Consider the following 25,109-nt stretch of genomic DNA (forward strand, 5'->3'; position numbering starts at 1 on the left):
TTCATAATTTTCCCCCGCGCATCAATTGCCTGTTTTCCCAATCCACCCGAAGCAGAATGGCCAGCGCCACGCAGTTGGCGAGGATGCCCGAGCCGCCGAAGCTCATCAGCGGCAGGGTCAGGCCCTTGGTCGGCAGCAGGCCGACGTTGACGCCCATGTTGATGAAGGACTGGACGCCCAGCCAGATGCCGATGCCCATCGCCACTAGCGCCGGGTAAAGGCGATCGAGCTGGACGCACTGGCGGCCGATGGCGAAGGCGCGCTGGACCAGTACGGCGAACAGGGCGATCACCGTCAGGACGCCGACGAAACCGAGTTCCTCGGCGATCACCGCGAGCAGGAAGTCGGTATGCGCTTCCGGCAGGTAGAACAGCTTCTCGACGCTGGCGCCGAGGCCGACGCCGAACAGTTCGCCGCGCCCGAAGGCGATCAGCGAGTGCGACAACTGGTAGCCGCGGCCGAAGGCATCGGACCAGGGGTCCATGAAGCCGAAGATGCGGTCACGCCGGTAGGGCGAGACGATGATCATGATTGCGAAGGCGATCAGCAGGCCGACGATCAGCAGCACGAACATGCGTGCCTTCAGCCCGCCGAGGAAGAGGATGCCCATGGCGATCGAGATGATGACGACGAAGGCGCCGAAGTCCGGCTCCTTGAGCAGCAGGATGCCGACCAGCGCCATCGCCCCGAACATCGGCAGGAAAGCCTGCTTCAGGTCGTGCATGACGTTGATCTTGCGCATCGTGTAGTCGGCGGCGTAGAGCACGGCGAACAGCTTCATCAGCTCCGACGGCTGCAGGTTGGCGAAGCCGAGCGGCAGCCAGCGGCGGGCGCCATTGACGTCGCGGCCGATGCCGGGAATGAGGACGATCGCCAGCAGGACAACGCCGACCAGGAAAAGGACAGGCGCATACTTCTGCCAGGCGGTCAGCGGCAACTGGAAGGCGACCGCGGCGGCCACCAGGCCGATGCACAGGAAGATGGCGTGGCGGATCAGGTAATAGGCCGGCTGGTGGTTGGTGAAGCGGCCGGCTTCGGCGGTGGCGATCGACGCCGAATAGACCATCACCAGCCCGCCGAGCAGCAGCAGCAACGCCGACCAGAGCAGGGCGTGGTCGATTTCCGCCAGTTGCTGACGCGGCGAGTTGAGCGCGGAGAGCATCATGACCGCAGGCCTCCGACAGCATCGATGAAGGCCTGCGCCCGGTGCGCGTAGTTGCGGTACATGTCGAGGCTGGCGCAGGCCGGCGAAAGCAGTACGCAGTCGCCCGGCTCGGCGCGGGCGGCCAGCCAGCGCACGGCGCCGTCCATGTCACCGACGATACAGGTCGGCACGCCGCAGCCTTCGATGGCCATGCCGATCACCGCCGCGTCGCGGCCGATCAGCGCCACGGCGCGACCGTGCGCGGCGAGCGCCGCCTTCAGCGGCGAAAAATCCTGGCCCTTGCCGTCGCCGCCGAGGACGATGGCGACCTTGCGCCCCATGCCCTCGATCGCTGCCAGCGTGGCGCCGACGTTGGTGCCCTTGGAATCGTCGACGTAGAGGACGCCGCCGATTTCGGCCACCGTCTCGACGCGGTGCGGCAGACCACGGAATGCCTTCAACGGTTCGACCAGGCGCTGCGGCGCAACGCCAACCGCCTCGGCCAGCGCCAGCGCCGCCATCGCGTTGGCAACGTTGTGCAGACCGGAGAGCTGCAGGTCGGCAGCGGCGACCAGGACTTCCTTGCCGCGCACGATGGCGCCGTCAACGTAACCGTAATCGACCGCGCGCGGTGCCGGCGACAGGCCGAAAGTCACCATCTTGCGCCCGCAGCGGCCGTTGGCCATCGACCAGTCGTCGTCGCGGTTGAGGATCATCGTTCCCTTGCCCTGGAAGACGCGCGACTTGGCGGCGGCGTAATTGGCCAGGCTGCCGTCGTAGCGGTCGAGATGATCCTCGGAAACATTGAGCACGGTCGCCGCCGCGGCGTTCAGGTGATGCGTCGTTTCGAGCTGGAAACTCGACAGTTCGACGACCCAGACCGCCGGCAGCGTCCCGGCATCCTGCGCGTCCATCAGCGCGTCGAGCGCCGACGGCGAGATGTTGCCGCAGGCGATTGCCGGCACGCCGGCACCGTTGAGCAGGTGCGCGGTCAGTGCGGTGGTCGTGGTCTTGCCATTGCTGCCGGTGATGGCGACGATCTGCGAGCCCACCACCTGCTCGCGCACGCCGGCGGCGAACAGTTCGATTTCCGAGATCAGCGGCAGGCCGCAAGCGGCGATCGCCGGCGTCGCCTTGGCCACGCCCGGCGACAGGGCGACCACTTCACAGCCGGCGAAGGTGGCGGCGGCAAACGCACCGGCGAGCAGTTCGGCGCCGGGCGCGACCTGCTGCAGCGCGTCGACGTTGGGCGGGTTGTCGCGCGAGTCGGCGACGCGCACCAGCGCACCCTGGCGATGCAGCCACTTGGCCATCGCCAGTCCGGACTCACCGAGTCCGATCACCAGTACGCGTTTGCCCGTCAGTTCCATTCAGCGCAGCTTCAAGGTCGCCAGTCCGATCAGGACCAGCATGATGGTGATGATCCAGAAGCGGACGACAACCTGCGTCTCCTTCCAGCCGGTTTGTTCGAAATGGTGGTGCAGCGGTGCCATGCGCAGGATGCGCCGGCCCTCGCCGTATTTCTTCTTGGTGTACTTGAACCACGACACCTGCAGCATCACCGACAGCGTCTCGACGACGAAGACGCCGCCCATGATCAGAAGGACGATTTCCTGGCGAACGATGACGGCGACGGTGCCGAGCGCCGCACCGAGCGCCAGCGCGCCGACGTCGCCCATGAAGACTTCGGCCGGGTAGGCGTTGAACCACAAGAAGCCGAGGCCGGCGCCGGCAATCGCGCCGAGCAGGATGCACAGCTCGCCGGCCCCCGGCACGTAGGGAATCAGCAGGTACTTGGCGTACACCGCATTGCCGGTGACGTAGGCGAAGATGGCGAAGGCCGAGGCGACCATCACCGTCGGCATGATCGCCAGGCCGTCGAGGCCATCGGTCAGGTTGACCGCGTTGCTGGTGCCGACGATGACGAAATAGGTCAGGACGATGAAACCAACGATGCCAAGCGGGTAAGCGACGCTCTTGAAGAAGGGCACGATCAGTTCGGTCTGCGCCGTCGACGTCGCCGAGAAGGCGAGGAAGAGCGCCGCGCCGGCGCCGAGCACCGACTGCCAGAAGAATTTCCAGCGGCTGGCCAGACCGTTCGGGTCACGGTAGACGACTTTCTTCCAGTCGTCGTACCAGCCAATGATGCCGAAGCCGAGCGTGACGACGAGCACGGTCCACACGTACTTGTTGGACAGATCGCCCCAGAGCAGCGTGGTGACGCCGATCGCGATCAGGATCAGGACGCCGCCCATGGTTGGCGTTCCCGACTTGACCAGGTGCGTCTGCGGGCCGTCGGTGCGCACCGCCTGGCCGATCTTCTTGGCCGCCAGCCAGCGGATGACGCCCGGGCCGGCAAGGAAGGAAATGACCAGCGCGGTCATCATCGCCAGCACGGTACGCAGCGTGATGTAATTGAAGACATTGAAAAAGCGGATGTCCTGCGCCAGCCATTGGGCAAGTTCCAGAAGCATCAGTGGTTCTCCCCGGTGGCGGCGATGGCGGCGAGCGCATCGGCCACCCTTTCCATTTTCATGAAGCGCGAGCCCTTGACCAGCACGGTGGTGTCCGGACCCAGTTCCTTGTCGACGGCGGCAACCAGCTTGTCGATATGACAGAAGTGACGGGCGCCCTCGCCAAAATTGCGCACCGCCTGCTGGCTCGCCTCACCGAGCGCGTACAGACGGTCGATGCCCTGGCTCTTGGCGTAGCCGCCGATCTCGTCGTGATACTGGCCGCTGGCCTCGCCGATTTCGCCCATGTCGCCGAGCACCAGCAGCTTGCGACCGATGGTCGCGGCCAGCACGTCGATCCCGGCACGCACCGAATCCGGATTGGCGTTATAGGTGTCGTCGAGGATTTCGGCGCCGTTGCGGCCGACGCGCCGTTGCAAACGCCCCTTGACGCCGGCGAATCTGGACAGGCCCTCGGCCACGGCAGCCAGCGGCACGCCGGCAGCCAGGCAGGCGGCGGCGGCGGCCACCGCGTTGCGCGCGTTGTGGCGGCCGGGAATCGCCAGCGTGAACTGGATCGCGCCTTCCGCCGCGGTCAGGCCGAGGGAAATTTCCAGGCCGTGCTGGTGCACGTTGCCGCGCACATCGGCCGGATGGTCGATGGCGAAACTGCGCACGCGCCGCTCGCCGGCCATCTCGCGCCACAACCCGGCGTAGCTGTCGTCAGCGTTGATGACGGCGATGCCGTCGGCGGGCAGGCCGGCGAAGATGCTGCCTTTCTCGCGCGCCACTTCGTCGAGGTCGCCCATGCCTTCGAGGTGGGCGCGCTGGGCATTGGTGACCAGTGCCACGCTGGGCGCACCGATGCCGACCAGGTAGGCGATCTCGCCGGGCTGGTTCATGCCCATCTCGATCACCGCCGCGCGATGCTCAGCGGTGAGGCCGAGCAGGGTCAGCGGCAGGCCGATGTCGTTGTTGAAGTTGCCGCGCGTCGCCAGCACCGCGTCGCCAAAGGCGGCGGCGAGGACGGCGGCGATCATTTCCTTGGTCGTCGTCTTGCCGTTGGAGCCGGTGACGGCGATCACCGGCAGCGTGAACTCGGCCCGCCAGGCCTGCGCCAGCCGGCCCAGCGCGAGCCGCGTGTCGGCGACAACGATCGCCGGCACGCCGGCCGGTAGACGGCTTTCGTCGGCCACCAGCAGCGCCGCGGCACCGGCGGCAACGGCGGCGTCGAGAAAGTCGTGAGCATCGAAACGCTCGCCGCGCAAGGCAACGAAAAGCTGACCGGCGGCAACCGCCCGGGTATCGGTGGACACGCCGCGCAAGGCGACGTCGGCGCCGCACAGGCGACCATCGACGGCGGCGGCGACACGGGACAAGGACCAGTTCAGCATGCTTCCTCCTGCGGGGCAGTGCGTCCGGCCAGCGCCGCACGGGCCTGGGCCAGATCGGAAAACGGCAGGCGTTGGCCGGCGATTTCCTGATAGTTTTCATGTCCCTTGCCGGCGAGCAGGACGATGTCGGCAATGTCGGCGGCACTCACGGCGCGCCGGATCGCCGTCGCCCGGTCGGCTTCGATTTCCGGCTTTTCCATGCCGCCGACGATGTCGGCGATGATCGCCGACGGCGCCTCGCGGCGCGGGTTGTCGCTGGTGACGATGACGTGGTCGGCGCCGGCCTCGGCCACCGCGCCCATCTGCGGCCGCTTGCCGGGATCGCGGTCGCCGCCGCAGCCGAACACCACGGTCAGGCGACCGCCGCGCGCCGCGGCGACCGGCCGCAGCGCGGCGAGAGCGTTGTGCAGGGCATCCGGCGTGTGCGCGTAGTCGACGACGACCAGCGGCTCGCCGACGCCGCCCAGACGCTCCATCCGCCCCGGCGGCGGCTGCAGTTCGGAGAGACGGCGGCCGACCTCGGCCGGCATCACGCCGGCGTCGTGCAGCACGGCGGCTACCGCCAGCAGGTTGGAGACGTTGTAGGCACCGACCAGCGCGGTGTCGACCAGGGTCCGCCCATTCGGCAGGACGAGGTCGAAGCGCTGGCCGCAGGGCGTGTCAGCCCGGTTTTCGGCGCGTACCAGGGCCGGGAAGTCGCGGCGCGGCGGCTGCGCCGAATAGCCGATGACGCGCATCGCCGTCGTCTCGCGCATCAGATGGATGCCGAATTCATCGTCAAGGTTGATCACCGCGGTACGCAGCCGCGGCCAGAGGAAGAGCTTTTCCTTGGCGGCGGCGTAGGCGGCCATGTCGCCGTGGTAGTCGAGGTGATCACGGGTCAGGTTGGTGAACACCGCGACATCGACGCGCGCGCCGTTCATCCGCCCTTCCTCGATGCCGATCGAACTGGCTTCGAGGGCGCAGGCGGCGGCCTTGTGGGCGCGGAAGTCGGCCAGGTAGCGCATCAGCGTCGTCGCCTCGGGCGTCGTGAAGCCGGTTTCTTCCAGACGATCCGGAAAACCGGCGCCGAGCGTGCCGATGATGGCGCAGGGACGCGGGTGGGCGTGGGCAATACACTGGCTGATCGTCGTCTTGCCGTTGGTGCCGGTGATGGCGATCAGCGACAAACCCTCACTCGGATGACCGTACACGGCGTGCGCCAGCGGACCGGCCAGTTCGCGCAGCGCTGCGACTTCCAGTTGCGGCACCGGCCACGCTGCATTCCAGGCGAAGTCGCCACCGGCCTGCCAGAGGACGGCGAGCGCGCCGCGCGCCAGCGCATCCGGGATGAAACGCCGGCCGTCGGCGAGATCGCCGGGATAGGCCAGGAAGAGATCGCCCGGCCGCACCTGACGGCTGTCGTCGGCGACGCCGGTGGGCGTCACGCCGAGGGCTTCCAGTTGATCGAGCAGGGCGCGCGGCGTCGTCACAGGCGTCCCTTTCCGTCGTTGGTGGTAGCCACCTGCAGCGGCGCATCGGGAGGCACGCCGAGCGTGCGCAGGGCGCCGGCCATCACCTGCGAGAACGCCGGGCCGCCAATCTGGCCGCCGTAATATTGTTTACCCCCCGGCTCGTCGATCATCACGGCGACGATCAGGCGGGGATCGGACATCGGCCCGATACCGACGAAGGAGGCGATGTACTTGTTGGCATACGCCCCCCCTTCCAGCTTGTGCGCGGTACCGGTCTTGCCGCCGACCCGGTAGCCCGGCACCGCCGCCTTCGGCGCGGTACCGCCGGGCTGCACCACCAGTTCGAGCATGGCGCGCATCTCGCGCGCCGTCTGCGCCGAGAACACCGGCGTGCCGCGTACCACCGGCGCATCGACGCGCAGCAGCGACACCGGCACCAGATCGCCGTCGCGGGCAAACACCGAATAGGCTCGCGCCAGCTGGATCAGGCTGAGCGAAATGCCGTGCCCGTAGGACATCGTCGCCTGCTCGATCGGCCGCCAGTTCTTCCACGGCCGCACCCGGCCGGCGGCTTCGCCCGGGAAACCGAGCGCCGGCTGGCGGCCGAGGCCGAGGCTGTCGAACATTTCCCACATCGACTCGCGCGGCAGGCTGAGGGCGATCTTGGTGGTGCCGACGTTCGAGGATTTCTGGATCACCTCGGCGACGGTCAATTCGCCGTTGGCGTGGGTATCGCTGATCACCGAGCGACCGACGGTGATCCGTCCCGGCCCGCAGTCGATCAGCGAATCGTAGCGGTACTTGCCCTGTTCGAGGCCGAGCGCGACGGTAAACGGCTTCAGGGTCGAACCGGGCTCGAAGGTGTCGGTCACCGCGCGGTTGCGCAGTTGCTCGCCGGACAGCTTGGCGCGGTTGTTCGGGTTGTAGGTCGGCCAGTTGGCGAGCGCCAGCACTTCGCCAGTCCGCGTATCGAGGACGATGATCCCGCCGCCCTTGGCTTCGTGTTCGGCGACCGTCGCCTTGAGGTGGCTGTAGGCCAGGTACTGGATCTTGGCGTCGATGGCCAGCGCGATGTCGTTGCCGTCACGCGGTGGACGGGTGGCGCCGACGTCCTCGATGATGTTGCCGCGGCGGTCACGAATCACCGTGCGCGCCCCGGGGTGGCCACGCAGCGATTGCTGGAAGGCCAGTTCGACCCCTTCCAGCCCCTTGTCATCAACCCCGGTAAAACCGACCAGATGCGCCGTCATTTCGCCCGACGGGTAATAGCGGCGATATTCCTTTTCCTGATGCACGCCGGGCAGCTTCAGCGCCCGCACCTGCTCGGCCACCTGAGGCGGCACCTGGCGCTGCAGGAAGACGAAGGTCTTTTCCGAAGCCAGCCGGGCATTGAGTTCGCGCGGCTTGAGCTCAACCAAGGCCGCCAGCTGGCGCTTCTGTTCCGCACTCATGGTCCGGGCGTCAGCCGGGATCGCCCAGATCGAGCGCATCGGCGTGGATACGGCGAGCATGTCGCCGTGACGATCGGTCACCTTGCCGCGCGACGCGGAAATCTCGATATCGCGCAGATAACGCGAGTCGCCCTTTTCCTGCAGAAAATCATTGTTGATCACCTGCAGGTAGAAGGCGCGCAGCAGCAGGACAAGGAAAGCCGCCATCAGGAGCAGGCCGACCATGCGCGAACGCCAGCCCTGCAAAGCCAGTTGCAGCAGCGGACTTTCGGTGTAGCGGTGACCGCGTTGCGGCCGGCGGCGGACGACCATCAGTGCGCTCCCGCCGCGGCCGCCGGCACTGCAGCCACCGGCGGCAATACCATGTGCAGACGCTCACGCGCCGTCTTCTCGATGCGCGGATGGGTCGCCCAGGTGGACATCTCGATCTGCAACTGGCCGAACTCGATGTCGAGTTGGCGCACTTTTTCCTGTTCCGCCTCCAGCGCCTGGAACAGCTTGCGGCCGCGATGCTGGGCGGTGACCACAGCCAGCGCACAGATCACGACGACGAAGAGCAGGACGAGATTGACGCGGAACATCACAGCTTCTCCGCCACCCGCATCACGGCGCTGCGCGCGCGCGGATTCGCCGCCACTTCGGCAGCCGAGGGTTTGATCGCCTTGCCGATCAGGCGCATCTTCGGCGGCGGCAACTGGTCGGCGCGCAGCGGCAGCCCCTTGGGCAAGGCATCGGCAGTCGACTGGGCGCGCATGAAATTCTTGACGATGCGATCTTCCAGCGAATGGAAGGCGATGACCACCAGCCTCCCCCCGGGTTTCAGAAGATCGAAAGCCTGCGGCAAGACTACCTCCAGCTGGCGGAGTTCTTGATTGATATGAATCCGTAGAGCTTGAAAGCTGCGCGTCGCCGCGTCCTGCCCTGGCTCACGGGTGCGCACGGCCTCGCGTACGAGGGCAGCGAACTGCCCTGTCGTGACAATGGGCTGTTCGAGCCGAGCAGACACAACCTTCTTTGCAATCTGGAAAGCAAACCGTTCTTCGCCATAATCCCTGATGACCTCCGTTATTTCCTTCAATTCGGCCCGCGCCAGCCACTCGGCCGCCGTCTCTCCCTGCGTCGTATCCATCCGCATGTCGAGCGGCGCGTCGTGGCGGAAGCTGAAGCCGCGCTCCCCATCGTCGATTTGCGGCGACGACACCCCTACGTCCAGCAACACCCCATCCACCGCCGCCACACCAACCTCGGCCGCCGCCTCGGCCAGTTCGCCGAAGGCGCGGTGTACCAAACGGAAACGCGCATCGAGCAGCGCCGCGCCGGCGCGGATCGCCTGCGGATCGCGATCGAGCGCAATCAGCCGGCCATGCTCGCCCAGCGCTTCAAGAATGCGCCGACTGTGGCCGCCGCGACCGAAGGTCGCGTCCACATACACGCCGTCCTTTTTGATTGCCAGGGAATCCACCGCCTCTTCGAGCAGCACCGTGACATGGGCGCCGCCGGAACTCACAGGACAAGATCCCCCAGTCCCGCCGGCAGGTCGCCGGTCAGCGCCTCGGCCGCCAGATCATTCTGTTGCTGCCAGCCGGCCTCGCTCCAGATTTCGAAATGGCTGCCCATGCCAACCAGATAGACCGTCTTTTCCAGCTGCGCATAGGTGCGCAACTCAGGCGCAACCAGCAGGCGCCCGGCACTATCGGGCTCTTCGGTCCGGGCATTGCCGACCATCACCCGCTTGATTGCGGCCGCCCGCGGATCGAGGCTGGACGCCTTGAGGATCTGGTCGCGGATCGGTTGCCAGGCCGGCGCCGGATAGAGCAACAGGCAACGGTGCGGATGCGCGGTCAGGACCAGCGAACCAGCGCCGGCCGCGAGCAGGGCGTCGCGATGCCTTGCCGGAATGGCAAGCCGCCCTTTCGCATCCAGACTGAGTGCCGTAGCCCCCTCGAACATCCCCGTTTACCCACTTTTCAACACGTTTTCCCACTTTAGAGCATGCACCGATGGGCGTCAATAGAAAAACGGGGGATTTTTTCTTACGCAACAATGACTTACCGGGGTTTTTGAAGACAAAATGCTGGGTAAAAACGCTAAAAAAACACTTAAAAATCAAAGCACGAAAAACGTTAGTTAAAGTTAAACATTAGGAGTTTTACAAGACCGCGCCGCACCATCACGATGACATTTCGCGCCAGCCCAAGGCGCATGAAAAAAACGGTACATCACTCCCTTTTCGGGGAGTCATGTACCGTCTGCGGCGTCCGCCAATGCGCGGCGGAAAATACCTTACTTCTGCTGGTTCAGACGTTGCTCCAGCACATTGAGCGGCACCGCGCCCGGCACCCGCTCGCCATCGGCGAAGATGATCGTCGGCGTGCCGGTGATGTTGAGGCGGCGCCCGAATTCGAGATTGCCCTTGATCGCCGAGGTATCGCAGTTATCCCTGCCCCCCGGCGTCTTGCCTTCGATGATCCAGTCGTTCCAGGCCTTGGCTCGATCCGCGGAACACCAGACCTGACGCGACTTCTTTGCCGAATCCTCGGACAGGATGGGGTAGAGGAAAGTGTAGATGGTCACGTTTTCCAGCTTCTGCATGTCCTTGGCCAGACGCTTGCAGTAGCCGCAATTGGGGTCTTCGAAGGTGGCCAGCACCCTCTTGCCGTCGCCGCGCACCTGCTTGATCGCGCGATCAAGCGGCAGGTCGCTGAACTTGATCGCCGTCAGCTTGCGCAAGCGTTCCTCGGTGATGTTGCGGTTGGTCTTCAGGTCAACCAGGTTGAGGGCATGCTGGGAGCGGATCAGGTCACCGCCGATCAGGATCGCCGTGACTTTCTCGTCGGTATAGAAGAGATTGCCGTCGGCGTAGATCTCATACAAGCCGAAATAGCCAGCCTTGGTCACACTTTCGACCTTGACCCCGAGCCGGGACTCGATGGCCTTCTGGATTTCGGCTTCAGTCGCCGAACAGACCGTCGAGATCAGCAAGAGCAATACGGTGGACCAAACCTTCAACAACATAAAAAACTCTCCTAGAAGCCCCCGAGGGCATAACGAACAAGGACACTCTTGGCGACCGGCAAGCGGTTCGTAAAGTTCAGCCCCAGATTGCGCAAGGGCCGCAACAGCGGCGATGGCGCAGCAAAAAGACGGCGCAAGGCATCGGTCGTCGTCTGCAACAGGGCGATTTCCTCGCGACGCGCCCGCTGATAGCCCTGCAGGAAGCGCAAGTCGCCGATGTCCTCCCAGGCCCTGGCGGCCAGCAGACGCTCGGCGAGCGCCTGCGCATCCTGAAAACCGAGGTTGATGCCATGCCCGGACAGCGGATGGATGCCGTGCCCGGCATCACCGACCAGCGCCAGACGCCGGGCGACGATTTCCGGCACTCGCATCAGACGCAGCGGGAAAGCCTGCGCCGGCGTCAGCAGATCGAGCTTTCCGAGAACACCATGGCCCGCCCGCTCGACGCGCTCGCACAGCGCTTCGGGCGATAGTTGGCAGAGTTCGTCGGCCAGCGCATCCGGCGCCGACCAGACGATAGACATGCGCTGCCCGGCCAAGGGCAGGTAAGCGAGCACGCCCTCGTCGCCGAACCATTGCCAGGCGATGTTGCGATGCGGCCGGGCGATCGCGAAGTTGGCGACGACACCTTTCTCGCCGTAGTGCCGGTTGTGCGCCGGCAGGCCGGCAGCTGCACGAACCCAGGAATCGCGCCCGTCAGCGCCGACCAGCAGCGCCGCCGACAGGGTTTCGCCATCGGCCAGTCGCAACACCGCGACTTCATCGCGAAATTCGAGCGCCGCCGGCTTCTGCCCGGCGAACAGCTGCAGGTTGGACTGACGCTTCAGACCCTCCCACAATTCGCAGGCGACCAGCGACGATTCGAGGATGCACCCGAGATCGGCAACCCCGGTCTCGAAGGCGGAGAATTCAAGCGCACCGCTGGCGTCGCCGAACACCTTCATCGCCGCAATCGGCGCGATGCGCTGCTGATCGAGATGGCGCCAGGCGCCAATCGCGTCAAGGAAGGCGACATTGGCCGGACTGACGGCGTAGATGCGCGCATCCCAGCCTTCCGGACGACGCGGCGGCTGGGCTTCGACCAGCGCTATACGCAGGGAACTGTCGCGCAGGGCTACGGCCAGACTGGCACCAGCCAAGCCGCCACCGACAATGATCAGATCAAAATGCTGCATGCCTGCCCGGGCAGGGAGTCAGGGCGCGGATCACGCCGCTTCGCCACCGCCGGGCTTGCCTCCCTGGCGCGGCCGGCGATTGTTCTTCGAACGGGGCCGATGCTTCTTCTGTGCCGCCGGCGCAGCAGCATTGCCGGGCTTGCTCTGGCGCGGCGCGTTATGGCGCGGCTGACCGCCACCACCACCGCCCGGCAGCGGGCTGCCAGAAATCCGGTTGCCCGGCGCCAGCTGGATTTCCAGCTCGATGATTTCATCCCACTGCTCATCGCTGCGGTCACGCTCGGGAACCGACAACAGTTCGCGCAAGCGGCGCTTCAGGTCAAGCGGCTGGAACTCGGGCGGCTGCTCTTCGACGACGGCCTCGGGAAGCTCGGCATCGACGGCAGGCGCAATTTCTTCTATCTGGGTATCGCTGTTCGGATTGTTCATCGCAAAGTAAAAAAGCGGAGTCCGTCAATGACGGCCCCCGCATTTGGTGAGAGCTCGGTTATTTTTTCTTGCCGCCTTTTTTCGGGGCAACGGCCGCCTTGAATGCGGTACCGGCCGTGAACTTGGGCACGGTCGTCGCCGGAATCTTCAGGGTCGCACCGGTTTTCGGATTCTTGCCGGTACGGGCCGCGCGCGGCGCCGACTTGAACGTACCAAAACCGACGAGCGTCACCGACTCGCCCTTGGCCACAGCCTGGACGACCGCGCCGATGATGGCCGACAGTGCCTTGTCCGCGGCCGCCTTGGTAATACCAGCTTCTTGTGCAGCAACTTCGACCAGCTCGGATTTATTCATCTAAGTGCCTCCTAGTTACCCAATCAAGTTAAGAAAACCGGCCGTCGGAACGGCAGCGGACTTAAAGTAGCACACCTTTTTCACTTCGTGTTGGCCGCCCGGCCTTAATCTGCGCCATTCGAGAGGGATTTTTGCATGCAGGATACGTTTCCTGGAAAATCCCCTGACAGAGCCATGGATAAACATAGCAACCAGCTATGTACTATATTTAAGCAATCAATTGGAACAATCACCACCCGGGTTCTAAGATCACCCCCGTCGTCATACCCAACCTCAAGGAGAAACCGATGTCCATCATCAATACCAAGATCAAGCCCTTCACCGTTCAGGCCTACCAGAACGGCAAGTTCATCACCGTTTCCGACGCCGATCTCAAGGGCAAGTGGTCGATCTTCTTCTTCTACCCGGCCGACTTCACCTTCGTCTGCCCGACCGAACTCGGCGACATGGCCGATCTGTACCCCGAATTCCAGAAGCTGGGCGTCGAAGTCTATTCGGTGTCGACCGACACCCACTTCACGCACAAGGCCTGGGCCGACGCTTCCGACACGATCAAGAAGATCCAGTACGTGATGCTCGGCGACCCGACCGGCACCGTCACCCGCAACTTCGACGTCATGATCGAATCGGAAGGCCTGGCGCTGCGCGGCACTTTCGTCGTCAATCCGGAAGGCGAGATCAAGGTCGCTGAAATCCACGACCTGGGCATCGGCCGTGATGCTTCCGAACTGCTGCGCAAGGTCAAGGCCGCCCAGTACGTCGCCTCGCATCCGGGCGAAGTCTGCCCGGCCAAGTGGCAGGAAGGCGCCGAAACCCTGAAGCCGTCGCTCGACCTGGTCGGCAAGATCTAAATCCCGCCCCCTGCAGCAACAGAAGACGGCCCGGCGCCAGCCCGGCCGTCTTTTTTCATTGGCCGACCAGGCGCCACAGCGAGGTCACTTCGGCGGCGCGCGCCGCGTGCAGCGGATCGTCGCGATCCTGCGCCTTGCCGTGCCGCGGCCGGGTGTCGAGGCGACCGGCAATGCGCAGGCCGGCGTCGGCGACCCAGCCGGCAAGTTCGCCGGGCGCGCGCAGCCCGAGATGTTCGGCCAGATCGGACATGATCAGCCAGCCCTCGCCGCCCGGGCTCAGGTGTTCAGCCAGGCCACCCAGGAAGCCGCGCAGCATGCGCGACTCCGGGTCGTAGATCGCGTACTCGACCGGCGAGGTCGGTTGCCCCGGCAGCCAGGGCGGATTGCAGACAACCAGCGGCGCCCGCCCTTCGGGAAAAAGGTCGGCTTCGACGATGCGTACCTGTTCGCCCAAGCCGAGCCTGTCGATGTTTTCCTTCGCACAGGCCAGCGCCCGCGGCGCCATGTCGGTGGCGACAACCGGCAGCCCGCGCCGAGCAAGCACCGCCGCCAGCACCCCGGAACCGGTGCCGATGTCGAAGGCCAGGTCGCACCCCGCCGGCAGCGGCGCCTGCGCGACCAGATCGACGTACTCGCCGCGCACCGGCGAGAAAACGCCGTAATGCGGGTGGATGCTGCCGCCGACTGCCGCCACCGGGACGCCCTTCTTGCGCCATTCGTGGGCGCTGACCACGGCCAGCAGTTCACGCAGCGCCACCACGCTGTTATTGCCATCCGGTTTGCCCCAGGCTTCGCGGCAAGCATCGCGCACGTCCTGGGCGCGGCGCAGCGGCAGCTTGTAATCGGGGCCGAGCGGCACCAGCAGGCGGGCGAGCAGCGCGGCGCGCTGGCCCTGCATCGTGCGATGGCGGGCAAAGGTCTCCAACGGCGTCGCCGCCGGCTGGCAGCGGAAGTGCCGCTCGGCGCGTTGCGTCAGCGCCTGCAGCAGGCGCCGGGCGCTGGGCCAGTCGCCGCGCCAGAGCAGGGTTTCGCCGGCCAGCAGCCGCGCCCAGGCGGCATCGGCGGACAGCGACTCGTCGACCACGTCGACCGCAGCCGGCGGTGGCAGGCCGGCTTCGGAACGCCAGCGCGCGCTGCGCGGCCGGCCGGCATCGGACCAGGAAATTCGGGGCGGGCTGATTTCGGACATGGCGCATTGTAGGCCAGCCGCTTGCCCTTACAATCCTTGCACCCCAACCCGCAAGAGCCCGACCATGCGTTTTTCCGGCACCGCAACCTACGTCGCCCCGCGCGACCTGACCCTCGCCGTCAATGCCGCCATCGCCCTGCAGCGACCGCTGCTGATCAAGGGCGAGCCGGGCACCGGCAAGACCCTGCTCGCCGAAGAAGTGGCCGGCGCGCTCGGCCTGCCGCTGTTCCAGTGGCACATCAAGTCGACCACCAAGGCGCAGCAGGGCCTTTACGAATACGACGCCGTCTCGCGCCTGCGCGACTCGCAACTGGGCGACCCGCGCGTCGCCGACATCGCCCACTACATCGTCCCCGGCGTGCTGTGGCAGGCCTTCGAGTGTGAAACGCCGTCGGTGGTGCTGATCGACGAGATCGACAAGGCCGACATCGAATTCCCCAACGACCTGCTGCGCGAGCTGGATCGCATGGAGTTCCACTGCTACGAGCTGCAGAAGACGATCCGCGCCCGCCACCGGCCGCTGATCGTCATCACCTCGAACAACGAGAAGGAACTGCCCGACGCCTTCCTGCGCCGCTGCTTCTTCCACTACATCAAGTTCCCCGACCGCGAGACGATGCAGCGCATCGTCGCCGTGCATTTCCCGACCCTCAAGCAGGAACTGCTGCGCGAGGCGCTGGAGGTCTTCTTCGAACTGCGCGAGGTGCCCGGCCTGAAGAAGAAACCGTCGACCAGCGAACTGATCGACTGGCTCAAGCTGCTGCTGGCCGAGGACATCCCGCCCGAGGCGCTGCGTGCCAAGGACGCGAAGGACGCGATCCCGCCGCTGCACGGCGCGCTGCTGAAGAACGAGCAGGACATCCACCTGTTCGAGCGGCTCGCCTTCATGGCCCGGCGCAAGAACTCCTGAGCCAGCGATGCTGGTCGACTTTTTCCTGCACCTGAAAGCGCGCCAGATTCCGGTGTCGACGCAGGAACTGCTGGCCCTGCTCGAAGCGCTGCAGGCGCGCCTGGTCGGCCCGGCACTCGACGACTTCTACCTGCTCGCGCGCACGCTGCTGGTCAAGGACGAAAGCCATTACGACCGCTTCGACCGCGCTTTCGGCGAATACTTCAAGGGCATCGAGCAACTGCCAGGGCTCGACGCCGAGATTCCCGAGGACTGGCTGCGCCTGGCAGCGCGCCGCCACCTCTCGGAAGAAGAACGGAAAAAGCTCGAACAACTGAGCTACGAGAAGATCTTCGAGCGCCTGCGCGAACGCCTCGCCGAACAGAAGGAACGCCACGCCGGCGGCAGCAAGTGGATCGGCACCGGCGGCACCTCGCCCTTCGGCCACGGCGGCTACAACCCGGCCGGCGTGCGCATCGGTGGCGACTCTGCCGGCAACCGGACGGCGATCAAGGTCTGGGAGCAGCGCGCCTACCGCAACCTCGACGACCAGGTCGAACTCGGCACGCGCAACATCAAGGTCGCCCTGCGTCGGCTGCGCCGCTTCGCCCGCCAGGGCGCGGCGAGCGAACTCGACCTCGACGGCACCATCGCCGGCACTGCCCGCAACGGCGGCTGGCTCGACCTGCACTTGCGGCCGGAGCGCCACAACGCGGTCAAGGTGCTGCTCTTCCTCGACGTCGGCGGCTCGATGGACGACCACATCCAGGTCTGCGAGGAACTGTTTTCGGCCGCCCGCGCCGAGTTCAAGCACCTCGAACACTTCTACTTCCACAACTGCGTCTACGAGCACGTCTGGCGCGACAACCGGCGGCGCCACGACCAACGCCTGTCCACACTCGACCTGATCCACACCTACGGCCGCGACTACACGCTGATCTTCGTCGGCGACGCGACGATGAGCCCCTACGAGGTGGACCACCCGGGCGGCAGCGTCGAACACTGGAACGAGGAAAGCGGCGCCGTCTGGCTGCAGCGCCTGGTCGCCGCCTGGCCGCGCGTCGCCTGGCTCAACCCGGTGGGCGAGGCTTACTGGCAATACACGCCGTCGATCGCTGCCATCCGCCGCCAGATCGGCGACGAGCGCATGTTCCCGCTCACCCTCGACGGCCTGGAGCGGGCGATGCGCCGGCTGGCCAGCGCACGGGGTTAAAGCAGGAAATCTGGTGGAAAGCCGGCCGATAAGCCGGGTTCTGTTCCCCTCTTGCGAGGTTCGGCAATCATTCCTCTAGGCCTGCCGTCACCGACAGGCTCAAGCAACCTACCCGGAAGCAGCGCGGGCCACGCCTCAGCTTCCCTATTTGGTCTTGCTCCGGATGGGGTTTACCGTGCCGTCCGCCGTTACCGTGGACGCGGTGAGCTCTTACCTCGCCGTTTCACCCTTACCTGTGCGCCTTGCGACGCCATCGGCGGTCTACTCTCTGTTGCACTTTCCGTTGCCTTGGGTCTTGCGACTTATAGCACCCAGCCGTTAGCTGGCATCCTGCCCAATGGAGCCCGGACTTTCCTCCCGACACTTGCGTGTCCAGCGATTGCCTGGCCGACTTTCCGCGGCGGATTATACGTGGGATCGAGGCTTAGCTGGTTTCGCCGTCGGTTTCGACGACGATGTCGCGCACCCAGGTATTGCGCCGGTCGACCCGCGCCCGGCGTTCAGCCAGCACGAGCCCGGAGGTCGTCCGGAAGGGCGGCGGCGTGACGGGGGAGCGCCGGCGATCGAGGCGGCGACGTTCGGATTCGGTAGTCTTTTTCATGGCCGGCAACGGGAAAATGGTCAGGTGATGAGAATAGCATGGGCTCGCAGACGAGCTCAATCGACCGGCAGGGCTGCGCGATCAACCACCTTGCGCAGCACGAAACTGGTGTGCACGCCGGTCACCCCGGGGATGCGGGTGATCTTGTTGAGCAGCAGGTCCTGGTAGGCGTCCATGTCGCGCACCACGACCTTCAACTGGTAGTCGGACTGCTGACCGGTGATCAGCAGGCATTCGAGGACTTCCGGGATGCCGCCGATCGCCGTCTCCAGGTTGGCGAAGCGCTCCGGCGTGTGCTGGTCCATCGAAATGCCGATCAACGCCATCAGGCTCAGCCCCAGCTTCTTCGCGTCGAGCTGGGCGCGGTAACCGGCGATGATGCCAGCCTCTTCAAGGGCCCGCACCCGGCGCAGACAAGGCGACGGCGAGAGCCCGATACGGTCGGCGAGATCCTGGTTGCTGATCCGCCCATCCTGCTGCAACAGGGCGAGAATCTGCCGGTCATAGCGGTCCATTTGAATTCCATTGCCCACAACAAGTCCTTTACGCAATTTTCTGCCAATATTTCCTCAAATCATGCCATAGAACGCAAGCACCTGCCACGCGCTATTGCGTAAGATTTCGCCATCGCAAAAGATTTCCGGAGTCGCCAAATGCCGCAAGCCAGAACCACCAAGTACACGTCCTTCCCGCCGGTCGGCCTCAGCGACCGCCAGTGGCCGAACCGCCTCATCGACCAGGCGCCGATCTGGATGAGCACCGATTTGCGCGACGGCAACCAGGCCTTGTTCGAGCCGATGAACGCCGACAAGAAGATGCAGATGTTCAAGACGCTCTGCGCCATCGGCTTCAAGCAGATCGAGATCGCCTTCCCGTCGGCGTCGGAAACCGAATACGGCTTCGTCCGCGAATTGATCGAAGGCGGCCACGTTCCCGACGACGTCACCATTGAAGTCCTCACCCAGGCACGCGAACACCTCATTCGCCGCACCTTCGAGTCGCTCAAGGGTGCCAAGCAGGCCATCGTCCACGTCTATAACGCCACCTGCCCAACTTTCCGTGACTTCGTCTTCGGCATGAGCAAGGCCGAAGTGGTGACCATGGCGGTCGACGCGGTCAAGTTGATCAAGTCGCTCGCCGAGCAGATGCCGGAAACGAAGATCACCCTCGAATACAGCCCGGAATTGTTCACCGCCACCGAGCTCGATTTCGCCAAGGAAGTCTGCGACGCGGTCACCGCCGCCTGGGGCGCGACGCCGGACAACAAGGTCATCCTCAACTTGCCGACCACGGTCGAGATTGCCACGCCGAACATCTACGCCGACCAAATCGAGTGGATGCACCGCAATCTCGAACGCCGCGACAGCGTGATCATCAGCCTCCATCCGCACAACGACCGCGGCACCGCCGTCGCCGCCGCCGAACTCGGCCTCATGGCCGGCGCCGACCGCGTCGAGGGCTGCCTCTTCGGCAACGGCGAGCGCACCGGCAACGTCGACCTGGTGACGCTCGCGCTCAACATGCACACCCAGGGCGTCGATCCACAACTCGACTTCTCCGACATCAACGCCGTCGCCCGCACTTACGAACACTGCACCCAGCTCCCGATCCATCCGCGCCACCCCTACGTCGGGGATCTCGTTTTCACGGCCTTCTCCGGTTCCCACCAGGACGCCATCAAGAAGGGGTTTGCCGCTCAAAAGGCGGGTGAGACCTGGTCAGTGCCCTACCTCCCGATCGACCCGGCCGACGTCGGCCGCTCCTACGATTCGGTAATCCGCGTCAACAGCCAGTCGGGCAAGGGCGGCATCGCCTATTTGATGGAGACCGAGCACGGCGTGGTGATGCCGCGCCGCCTCCAGGTCGAGTTCTCCGGCGTCGTCCAGAAGCACACCGACACCCACGGCGGCGAGGTCAACGCCGACGACCTCTGGCGTCTCTTCGCCGGCGCCTACCTCGACGCCGAAACGCCGGTCCGCTACCGCGAACACCACCTGTTCGAACATGGCAGCCAGCAGGGCATCCGCCTCACGGTCGACATCGGCGGCACGCCCCATATCCTGAGCGGCGAAGGCAACGGCCCGATCAACGCCGCGATGCACGCCTTGCAGGGCGCCGGCATCCAGGCCCAGGTGCGCAGCTACGAGGAACGCTCGATGGTGCCGATGGGCGAGGACGGCAACGCCCGCGCCGTCGCCTTCATCGAAATGGCGGCCAACGGTCGCGGCGAACGCTACGGGGTCGGCATCGACAGCAATATCGTCACCGCCTCGATCAAGGCGCTGATCAGCGGCATCAACCGGCTCGGCGTCCAGGCCCTCGACGCCGCCGCCTGAGCCGGCCAGGCGCTTGCCAGCAACCTGGCAAGCGCCTGAATTTCCGGGACTTTCCTTGTCAGGTCGCCGGCAGCGGCGTAAGATGCGACTTCCCTTGCGACCGTCAGGCCGCATCGTCATCGTTCTGCCCGCGTAAATGCCGTCCCCCCTGCCGCCTTCGCCACACGAGGCCACGGCAAGCCGAATCGCCCATTTCCCCGTTGCAAAGCGCCGTCCCACCGCCCGTCCGCGCAGCCTGAACCGGCCAGCACGGCGCGCTGCACATTCTGGAATTGCATGGTTCGCATACAGTTTGCGATCGACCTCGACTACACCCTGAATTCTCCCGGCGCCGATTTTGTCTTCAACATCCACGCCGCCCGCACCGCCAGCCAGCGCATCGTCAGCGAAAGCCTGCTGCTGCCGCCGCAACTCGCCTCGACGATCGAGACCGAGCCCCATACCGCCGCCCGTTTCCTGCGCCTGCATGTCGCCAGCGGCGCGCTGCACGTCGCCTACCGGGCAACGCTCGACATCGACCAGCATCTCGGCGACCCCGACCGCATCCCGGAAACCCCGGTCAGCCAGTTGCCGCTGTCGGCACTGACCTACATCTATCCGAGCCGCTATTGCCAGTCCGACCGTCTGGCGATGCTGGCGATCAGCGAATTCGGCCATCTACCCAAGGGCTACCGCCGCGTTGAAGCGATCTGCAACTGGGTCAACCGCCACGTCGCCTTCCGCTCGGCAACCAGCAGTTCGACCACCTCGGCGGTCGACACGCTGACCGAGCGCGTCGGCGTCTGCCGCGACTTCGCCCACCTGATGATCGCCATCTGCCGCGCCCTGAGCATTCCGGCACGCTTCACCACCGGCATCGACTACGGCGCCGACCCGGCGCTCGGGCCGACCGATTTCCACGCCTACGTCGAGGTCTTCCTCGACCAGCGCTGGTACATCTTCGACCCCTCGGGGACCGCGATTCCGATGGGCTTCGTGCGCATCGGCACCGGCCGCGACGCGGCCGACGTTTCCTACGCAACGATTTTCGGCAGCGTCAGCTCGCCGCCGCCGCTGATTTCGATCAGCGCCCTTACCGAATCCGGGCAGCCCTGGCAAATCCCGCAGCGCTGTCCACAAGCCCTGTCGACCGATACCCCGGCCGCAACGCAGCCCGGCTGCGCAACCCATTGAAGGAGAATACCGCTTGGCCAAGGAAGAACTACTTGAAATGCAAGGCGTCGTCGAAGACGTGCTACCCGATGGACGCTTCCGCGTCACCCTGGAAAACGGCCACCAGATGGTCGCCTACACTGCCGGCAAGATGAAGAAGCACCACATCCGCATCCTGCTCGGCGACAAGGTCAGCCTGGAACTGTCGCCCTACGACCTGAGCAAGGGCCGGATCACCTTCCGCCACCTGGAAACCCGCAGCGGCAGCAGCGCCCCGCCGCCACCCCGCCGCCGGCACTAAGCCGCGCCGGGCATCCCGCTACTCTTCCTCGTCGCCGGCCGCCTCGGGCTTCTCGGCGACGAAGGCGAGTTCGCCATTGCGCACGCGGAAAACCCCGCGCATTTCGCCCATGCCATCCGCCGGTTCCTCTTCCAGTCGCGCCCAAGCCTCGCAGGTCTGCGACTCCGTCGCATACATGCGCTTGCCGACCTGGACGATGAAGGCGCCGGACGGCACCTGGTAGATCGTCACCCGCGTCTTGTCGGTACCCCACCCCAGGCTGTGGCGGCGGGTGCACGCCGGCATGCGCGAGACGACCAGGTAGAGATTGACCTTCTTGTCCCAGAACAGCGGCTGCTCGCGCACCAGCGTCAGCGTGTGTTCACGCGTGCCGTCGATCTGCCACGAGGCACGATCGTCGACACAGGCGCTCAGCAGGGGCGCGGCAAACAGGGCGAGCAGCAGGACACGCAGACGCATGATCGGATTCCTCAGCGCATTTTCCAGGTCAGCGACTCGCCCGCGCGTAGCGGCACGATGTCGTCGGTACTGAGGTAAGGATAGCTCGCCGGCACCGTCCATGTCTCCTTGACCAGCGTGATCGTCTCGGTGTTGCGCGGCAGGCCGTACCAATCCGCACCGTAACAACTGGCAAAACCTTCCAGCTTGTCGAGTGCGCCGGCTTGCTCGAAGGCATCGGCGTACAACTCGATCGCGGCATACGCCGTATAGCAGCCGGCGCAGCCGCAGGCGGCTTCCTTGGCGCCCTTGGCGTGCGGCGCCGAATCGGTGCCGAGGAAGAATTTCGGGTTGCCGGAAATCGCTGCAGCCACCAGCGCCTGGCGGTGAACCTCACGCTTCAACACCGGCAGGCAGTACCAGTGCGGACGCACGCCGCCCTGGAAAATCGCGTTGCGGTTGTAGAGCAGGTGATGGACGGTGATCGTCGCCGCAACATTGGCGGCGGACGAAGCGACGAACTCGGCGGCGTCCCTGGTCGTGATGTGCTCCATCACCACCTTGAGTTGCGGGAAGCGTTGCGTCAGCGGCAGCAGCACGGTGTCGATGAAGACCTTCTCTCGGTCGAACAGGTCGATCGCCGGATCGGTCACTTCGCCATGCACGAGCAGCGGCAGGCCGACGCGCTCCATCTCGGCGAGCACGTCGTAGGCTTTCTCGATGGCGCTCAGGCCGGCGTCGGAATTGGTCGTCGCGCCGGCCGGGTAGAGCTTGACCGCCTTGACGAAGCCGGACGCCGCCGCCTTGGCGATCTCGGCCGGTTGCGTGTTGTCGGTGAGATAGAGCGTCATCAATGGCGTGAAAGCCATGCCGGCCGGCAGCGCGGCGAGGATGCGGTCGCGGTAGGCGGCGGCCAGTTCGACCGTGGTCACCGGCGGCTTCAGGTTGGGCATGACGATGGCCCGGCCGAACTGGCGGGCGGTATGTGGCAGCACGGCGGCGAGCGCTTCGCCGTCGCGCAGGTGGAGGTGCCAGTCGTCGGGACGGATGAGGGTCAGTTGCATGGGGCTCTCTCGGTGGTTTGCGCAATTTTAGCAGCGCCACACACTAGCGACGGCGGCCGATTGCGCCGCCGGTCCCGTCTATCGCCCGGCCAGCACCGTCGCCAGTGCCTTCTGTCCCGGCGGCAGCGGCGCCCCGCCGTCTCCCCGGACGCGGCGAATCCAGATTTCGGCGACCCGTTCGGGATGGCGACGGCGCACCCAGTCGTAGATTTCCGGATCGCGCTCGCCGTCGTCGCCGACCAGGATGAAGCGTACCCAGGGCAGGCGTTCGAGGATGGCCTCGATCTGCCGCGTCTTGTAGGCGAACTGGTCGAACAGGGGATCGCTGCTGGCGTCGTCGGTGACCCGCTTGGTGATCAGCACGCCGGCAGGAAAACCATTGCCGTCCAGGAATTCATCGATCGGCTCGTGCAGTTGGCGCGGCGACGCCGACAGGTAGAACAGCGGCGCGCTCGCCGGCTGCGGGTTGGCAGCCAGCGTCCGCGCGTAAAGCGCCGCCATGCCGGGCACCGCCTGGCGCTGCGTCGGATTCTTCAGGAAACTGTTGGCCAGCAGGCGGGGCTTGCTGGTCACCTCGGAGACCAGGATGGTGTCGTCGAGGTCGGAAATCATCCCCAGCCGGTTAGCCTGCGGCACCACCAGCAGGCGACCGTGCCCGGTGCCGTGCCTGCTGCCGGCGGCGATCTCGTGCCAGCCCGCGGTCAAGGCGTGCGCCGCCTGCACCTTGAAATACCCCTCGTCATCGGTACGCGTCTGCAGCGAGAGTTCACCGACCGTCAGGTCGACCGGCGCCTGCTTGCGTTCGTCATTGATCCAGAGCCGCAAATTGCGCCAGAGATTGCGCAGCCCGGCATCGTCGACGGCCGCCGACGGGCCGTCGCGCCTTTCGACGACGCGCCCCTCGAGGATCATCGACACGCCGTCGCCGTAGGCCGGATAGACGCTGACCCGGTCCGCCCCGGCCGCCACCGGCTGAGCGCACGCCAGCGCCAGGAAAAACGCGCTGGAGAACCTGCCGACACGGCGCCCGCAGGTCGCCATCGAGAGCTTCACGGCGCCGCCCGCAGCAGGTCGACAATGGCACCTGCCGCCTGCGGGCGGGCCAGTTGTCCCTGGCACTCGCGCATGCGGGCGAGCCGTGCGGGATCGTCGAGCAGGCGGCGAATCTTGTAAACCAGCGCCGCGCTATCGACTGCCTTCAGCGCGCAACCGGCTTCCAGCAAGGTGTCGGCATTGCGCTCTTCCTGGCCGGGAATCGGCGAGACGACGATCATCGGCAGGCGCATGGCCAGGCATTCCGAGGTGGTCAGGCCGCCGGGCTTGGTGATCGCCAGATCGGCCGCCGCCATCACGCGCTCGATGGTCGAAGTGAAGCCCTGCGGGTAAACGCGCCCCGGATGACGGGCGGCGACTTCACCGAGACGGCGCAACAGGTCCGCGTTGCGCCCGGCCAGGGCGACGATCTGTACCGCCGGGAAAGCCAGCGCCACCTGCTCGGCCAGGCGGTCGATGCCGCCGACACCGGCGCCGCCGGACATCAGCAGCAGGGTCGGGCGTTCCGGGTCGAGGCCGAGTTCGGCAGCCGCCGTCGCCCGCGCCGGCGGGTTGGCGAACTGCGGCATGATGGCGATCCCGGTGACGTGGATTTGCTGCTCCGGGATGCCGCGGGCGGCGAGACGCACGGCGACTTCCTCGGTGGCGACGCAATAACCGGCGATGTGCGGCTGCAGCCACAGGCCGTGGACGTCGAAATCGGTGACGTTGATCCACACCGGCGGCGTCGGCTGGCCGCCGGCGATCCGCCGCGACAGCAGTTCGGCCGGCAGGAAATGCGTGCACACGATGGCATCGGGCACGACGCGGGCGATCTCCGCGTCGAGACGGCGGGTGTTGAGGCGTTCGATGTGGCGCCGCGCCGAATCCAGCCAGGAACTGCTCGGCGGATGATCGGTACGTTCGTAGAGATAGGCCCAGAGCTGCGGCGCCTTCTCGACCAGCTTGATATAGGCGCTGCCGTAGAACTTGCGGAAGCCATCGGAGACCAGGTCGAGCACGTCGAGATGGATCAGTTCCAGCCCCGGCACTGCCTCGCCGGCAGCACAGATTGATTGCGCGGCGCGGACATGGCCGGCGCCGGCGGAAACACTGAGGACGAGGATGCGCATGCGTTGGAGGCCGGAGCAGCCGGCGGCGGTCGGGAGAGCG

26 protein-coding genes and 1 other RNA gene are annotated in these 25,109 nt (G+C 65.8%); 6 read left to right on the forward strand and 21 right to left on the reverse strand.

Annotated features, from left to right (window positions below):
* Position 1 precedes the first annotated feature (1 nt).
* From ftsW to ACE3OV_RS01945, 13 genes are all read right to left on the reverse strand, one after another.
* Complete coding sequence (gene ftsW / locus ACE3OV_RS01885; protein WP_374324457.1) at positions 2 to 1,165, reverse strand: putative lipid II flippase FtsW; 1,164 nt, start codon at positions 1,163 to 1,165, stop codon at positions 2 to 4.
* Entirely contained in the window at positions 1,162 to 2,514 is a 1,353-nt protein-coding gene (gene murD, locus ACE3OV_RS01890; RefSeq protein WP_374324460.1) for a UDP-N-acetylmuramoyl-L-alanine--D-glutamate ligase, read from the reverse strand. Before murD ends, ftsW begins: the two co-directional genes overlap by 4 nt.
* Positions 2,515 to 3,618 (reverse strand): phospho-N-acetylmuramoyl-pentapeptide-transferase, encoded by a 1,104-nt coding sequence (gene mraY / locus ACE3OV_RS01895; protein WP_374324463.1) that lies wholly within the window; start codon positions 3,616 to 3,618, stop codon positions 2,515 to 2,517.
* Positions 3,618 to 4,991 carry a UDP-N-acetylmuramoyl-tripeptide--D-alanyl-D-alanine ligase gene (murF, locus tag ACE3OV_RS01900; protein ID WP_374324466.1) on the reverse strand — a complete coding sequence of 458 codons (1,374 nt, stop codon included), beginning with the start codon at positions 4,989 to 4,991 and terminating at the stop codon, positions 3,618 to 3,620. Before murF ends, mraY begins: the two co-directional genes overlap by 1 nt.
* Entirely contained in the window at positions 4,985 to 6,463 is a 1,479-nt protein-coding gene (locus ACE3OV_RS01905; protein WP_374324468.1) for a UDP-N-acetylmuramoyl-L-alanyl-D-glutamate--2,6-diaminopimelate ligase, read from the reverse strand. The genes murF and ACE3OV_RS01905 overlap by 7 nt, the downstream gene beginning before the upstream one ends.
* Positions 6,460 to 8,208, reverse strand: coding sequence for a peptidoglycan D,D-transpeptidase FtsI family protein (locus tag ACE3OV_RS01910; protein WP_374324470.1), 1,749 nt, complete (start codon positions 8,206 to 8,208; stop codon positions 6,460 to 6,462). Before ACE3OV_RS01910 ends, ACE3OV_RS01905 begins: the two co-directional genes overlap by 4 nt.
* A complete protein-coding gene (gene ftsL / locus ACE3OV_RS01915; RefSeq protein WP_374324472.1) occupies positions 8,208 to 8,477 on the reverse strand; it encodes a cell division protein FtsL in 270 nt (89 codons plus the stop codon). Before ftsL ends, ACE3OV_RS01910 begins: the two co-directional genes overlap by 1 nt.
* Entirely contained in the window at positions 8,477 to 9,403 is a 927-nt protein-coding gene (gene rsmH / locus ACE3OV_RS01920; RefSeq protein WP_374324474.1) for a 16S rRNA (cytosine(1402)-N(4))-methyltransferase RsmH, read from the reverse strand. The genes ftsL and rsmH overlap by 1 nt, the downstream gene beginning before the upstream one ends.
* Positions 9,400 to 9,846 carry a division/cell wall cluster transcriptional repressor MraZ gene (gene mraZ / locus ACE3OV_RS01925; protein ID WP_374324476.1) on the reverse strand — a complete coding sequence of 149 codons (447 nt, stop codon included), beginning with the start codon at positions 9,844 to 9,846 and terminating at the stop codon, positions 9,400 to 9,402. Before mraZ ends, rsmH begins: the two co-directional genes overlap by 4 nt.
* Positions 9,847 to 10,179: 333 nt before the next feature.
* A complete protein-coding gene (locus ACE3OV_RS01930) occupies positions 10,180 to 10,911 on the reverse strand; it encodes a DsbC family protein (protein ID WP_374324478.1) in 732 nt (243 codons plus the stop codon).
* Positions 10,912 to 10,922: 11 nt separating this feature from the next.
* Positions 10,923 to 12,086, reverse strand: a complete 1,164-nt coding sequence (locus ACE3OV_RS01935; protein ID WP_374324480.1) for a UbiH/UbiF family hydroxylase — start codon at positions 12,084 to 12,086, stop codon at positions 10,923 to 10,925.
* A 30-nt stretch (positions 12,087 to 12,116) separates the two neighbouring features.
* A complete protein-coding gene (locus ACE3OV_RS01940; RefSeq protein ID WP_374324482.1) occupies positions 12,117 to 12,515 on the reverse strand; it encodes a hypothetical protein in 399 nt (132 codons plus the stop codon).
* 58 nt (positions 12,516 to 12,573) lie between these two features.
* Complete coding sequence (locus tag ACE3OV_RS01945) at positions 12,574 to 12,870, reverse strand: HU family DNA-binding protein (RefSeq protein ID WP_374324484.1); 297 nt, start codon at positions 12,868 to 12,870, stop codon at positions 12,574 to 12,576.
* 287 nt (positions 12,871 to 13,157) lie between these two features.
* On the opposite strand from ACE3OV_RS01945, the gene ahpC reads away from it, so the two are divergent.
* Positions 13,158 to 13,721, forward strand: a complete 564-nt coding sequence (gene ahpC, locus ACE3OV_RS01950) for an alkyl hydroperoxide reductase subunit C (protein ID WP_374324486.1) — start codon at positions 13,158 to 13,160, stop codon at positions 13,719 to 13,721.
* 55 nt (positions 13,722 to 13,776) lie between these two features.
* On the opposite strand, the gene ACE3OV_RS01955 is transcribed toward ahpC, so the two are convergent.
* A complete protein-coding gene (locus ACE3OV_RS01955) occupies positions 13,777 to 14,910 on the reverse strand; it encodes a methyltransferase (protein ID WP_374324488.1) in 1,134 nt (377 codons plus the stop codon).
* A gap of 64 nt (positions 14,911 to 14,974) precedes the next feature.
* On the opposite strand from ACE3OV_RS01955, the gene ACE3OV_RS01960 reads away from it, so the two are divergent.
* Positions 14,975 to 15,820: an AAA family ATPase gene (locus tag ACE3OV_RS01960; RefSeq protein ID WP_374324490.1), complete on the forward strand. Its 846-nt coding sequence runs from the start codon at positions 14,975 to 14,977 to the stop codon at positions 15,818 to 15,820.
* 7 nt (positions 15,821 to 15,827) lie between these two features.
* Positions 15,828 to 17,012, forward strand: a complete 1,185-nt coding sequence (locus ACE3OV_RS01965; RefSeq protein WP_374324492.1) for a VWA domain-containing protein — start codon at positions 15,828 to 15,830, stop codon at positions 17,010 to 17,012.
* Between the two features lie 13 nt (positions 17,013 to 17,025).
* Here ACE3OV_RS01965 and rnpB read toward each other — a convergent pair.
* The 3 genes from rnpB to ACE3OV_RS01980 all read right to left on the reverse strand — a co-directional run bounded on the left by rnpB (position 17,026) and on the right by ACE3OV_RS01980 (position 18,134).
* Positions 17,026 to 17,407: RNase P RNA component class A (gene rnpB, locus ACE3OV_RS01970), an RNA gene on the reverse strand.
* Positions 17,408 to 17,436: 29 nt separating this feature from the next.
* On the reverse strand, positions 17,437 to 17,613 hold the full coding sequence (locus ACE3OV_RS01975; RefSeq protein ID WP_374324494.1) for a hypothetical protein: 177 nt from the start codon (positions 17,611 to 17,613) through the stop codon (positions 17,437 to 17,439).
* A 56-nt stretch (positions 17,614 to 17,669) separates the two neighbouring features.
* Positions 17,670 to 18,134, reverse strand: coding sequence for an Lrp/AsnC family transcriptional regulator (locus ACE3OV_RS01980; protein WP_374326216.1), 465 nt, complete (start codon positions 18,132 to 18,134; stop codon positions 17,670 to 17,672).
* Between the two features lie 132 nt (positions 18,135 to 18,266).
* On the opposite strand from ACE3OV_RS01980, the gene leuA reads away from it, so the two are divergent.
* From leuA to infA, 3 genes are all read left to right on the forward strand, one after another.
* Positions 18,267 to 19,949 (forward strand): 2-isopropylmalate synthase, encoded by a 1,683-nt coding sequence (gene leuA, locus ACE3OV_RS01985; RefSeq protein ID WP_374324496.1) that lies wholly within the window; start codon positions 18,267 to 18,269, stop codon positions 19,947 to 19,949.
* Between the two features lie 276 nt (positions 19,950 to 20,225).
* Complete coding sequence (locus ACE3OV_RS01990) at positions 20,226 to 21,122, forward strand: transglutaminase family protein (protein WP_374324498.1); 897 nt, start codon at positions 20,226 to 20,228, stop codon at positions 21,120 to 21,122.
* Positions 21,123 to 21,135: 13 nt separating this feature from the next.
* Entirely contained in the window at positions 21,136 to 21,402 is a 267-nt protein-coding gene (infA, locus tag ACE3OV_RS01995; protein ID WP_374324500.1) for a translation initiation factor IF-1, read from the forward strand.
* Positions 21,403 to 21,420: 18 nt separating this feature from the next.
* Here infA and ACE3OV_RS02000 read toward each other — a convergent pair whose 3' ends face one another.
* The 4 genes from ACE3OV_RS02000 to ACE3OV_RS02015 all read right to left on the reverse strand — a co-directional run bounded on the left by ACE3OV_RS02000 (position 21,421) and on the right by ACE3OV_RS02015 (position 25,069).
* The gene (locus ACE3OV_RS02000) at positions 21,421 to 21,861 is read right to left on the reverse strand and encodes a hypothetical protein (protein ID WP_374324502.1); all 441 of its coding nucleotides are present in this window, start codon (positions 21,859 to 21,861) and stop codon (positions 21,421 to 21,423) included.
* 11 nt (positions 21,862 to 21,872) lie between these two features.
* Entirely contained in the window at positions 21,873 to 22,904 is a 1,032-nt protein-coding gene (gene pyrC, locus ACE3OV_RS02005) for a dihydroorotase (RefSeq protein ID WP_374324505.1), read from the reverse strand.
* Positions 22,905 to 22,982: 78 nt separating this feature from the next.
* Entirely contained in the window at positions 22,983 to 23,957 is a 975-nt protein-coding gene (locus ACE3OV_RS02010; RefSeq protein ID WP_374324507.1) for a phosphatase domain-containing protein, read from the reverse strand.
* Positions 23,954 to 25,069, reverse strand: coding sequence for a glycosyltransferase (locus ACE3OV_RS02015; RefSeq protein ID WP_374324510.1), 1,116 nt, complete (start codon positions 25,067 to 25,069; stop codon positions 23,954 to 23,956). Before ACE3OV_RS02015 ends, ACE3OV_RS02010 begins: the two co-directional genes overlap by 4 nt.
* Positions 25,070 to 25,109: the final 40 nt, after the last annotated feature.

Source organism: Azonexus sp. (genome assembly GCF_041909095.1).
Taxonomy (GTDB): Bacteria; Pseudomonadota; Gammaproteobacteria; order Burkholderiales; family Rhodocyclaceae; genus Azonexus.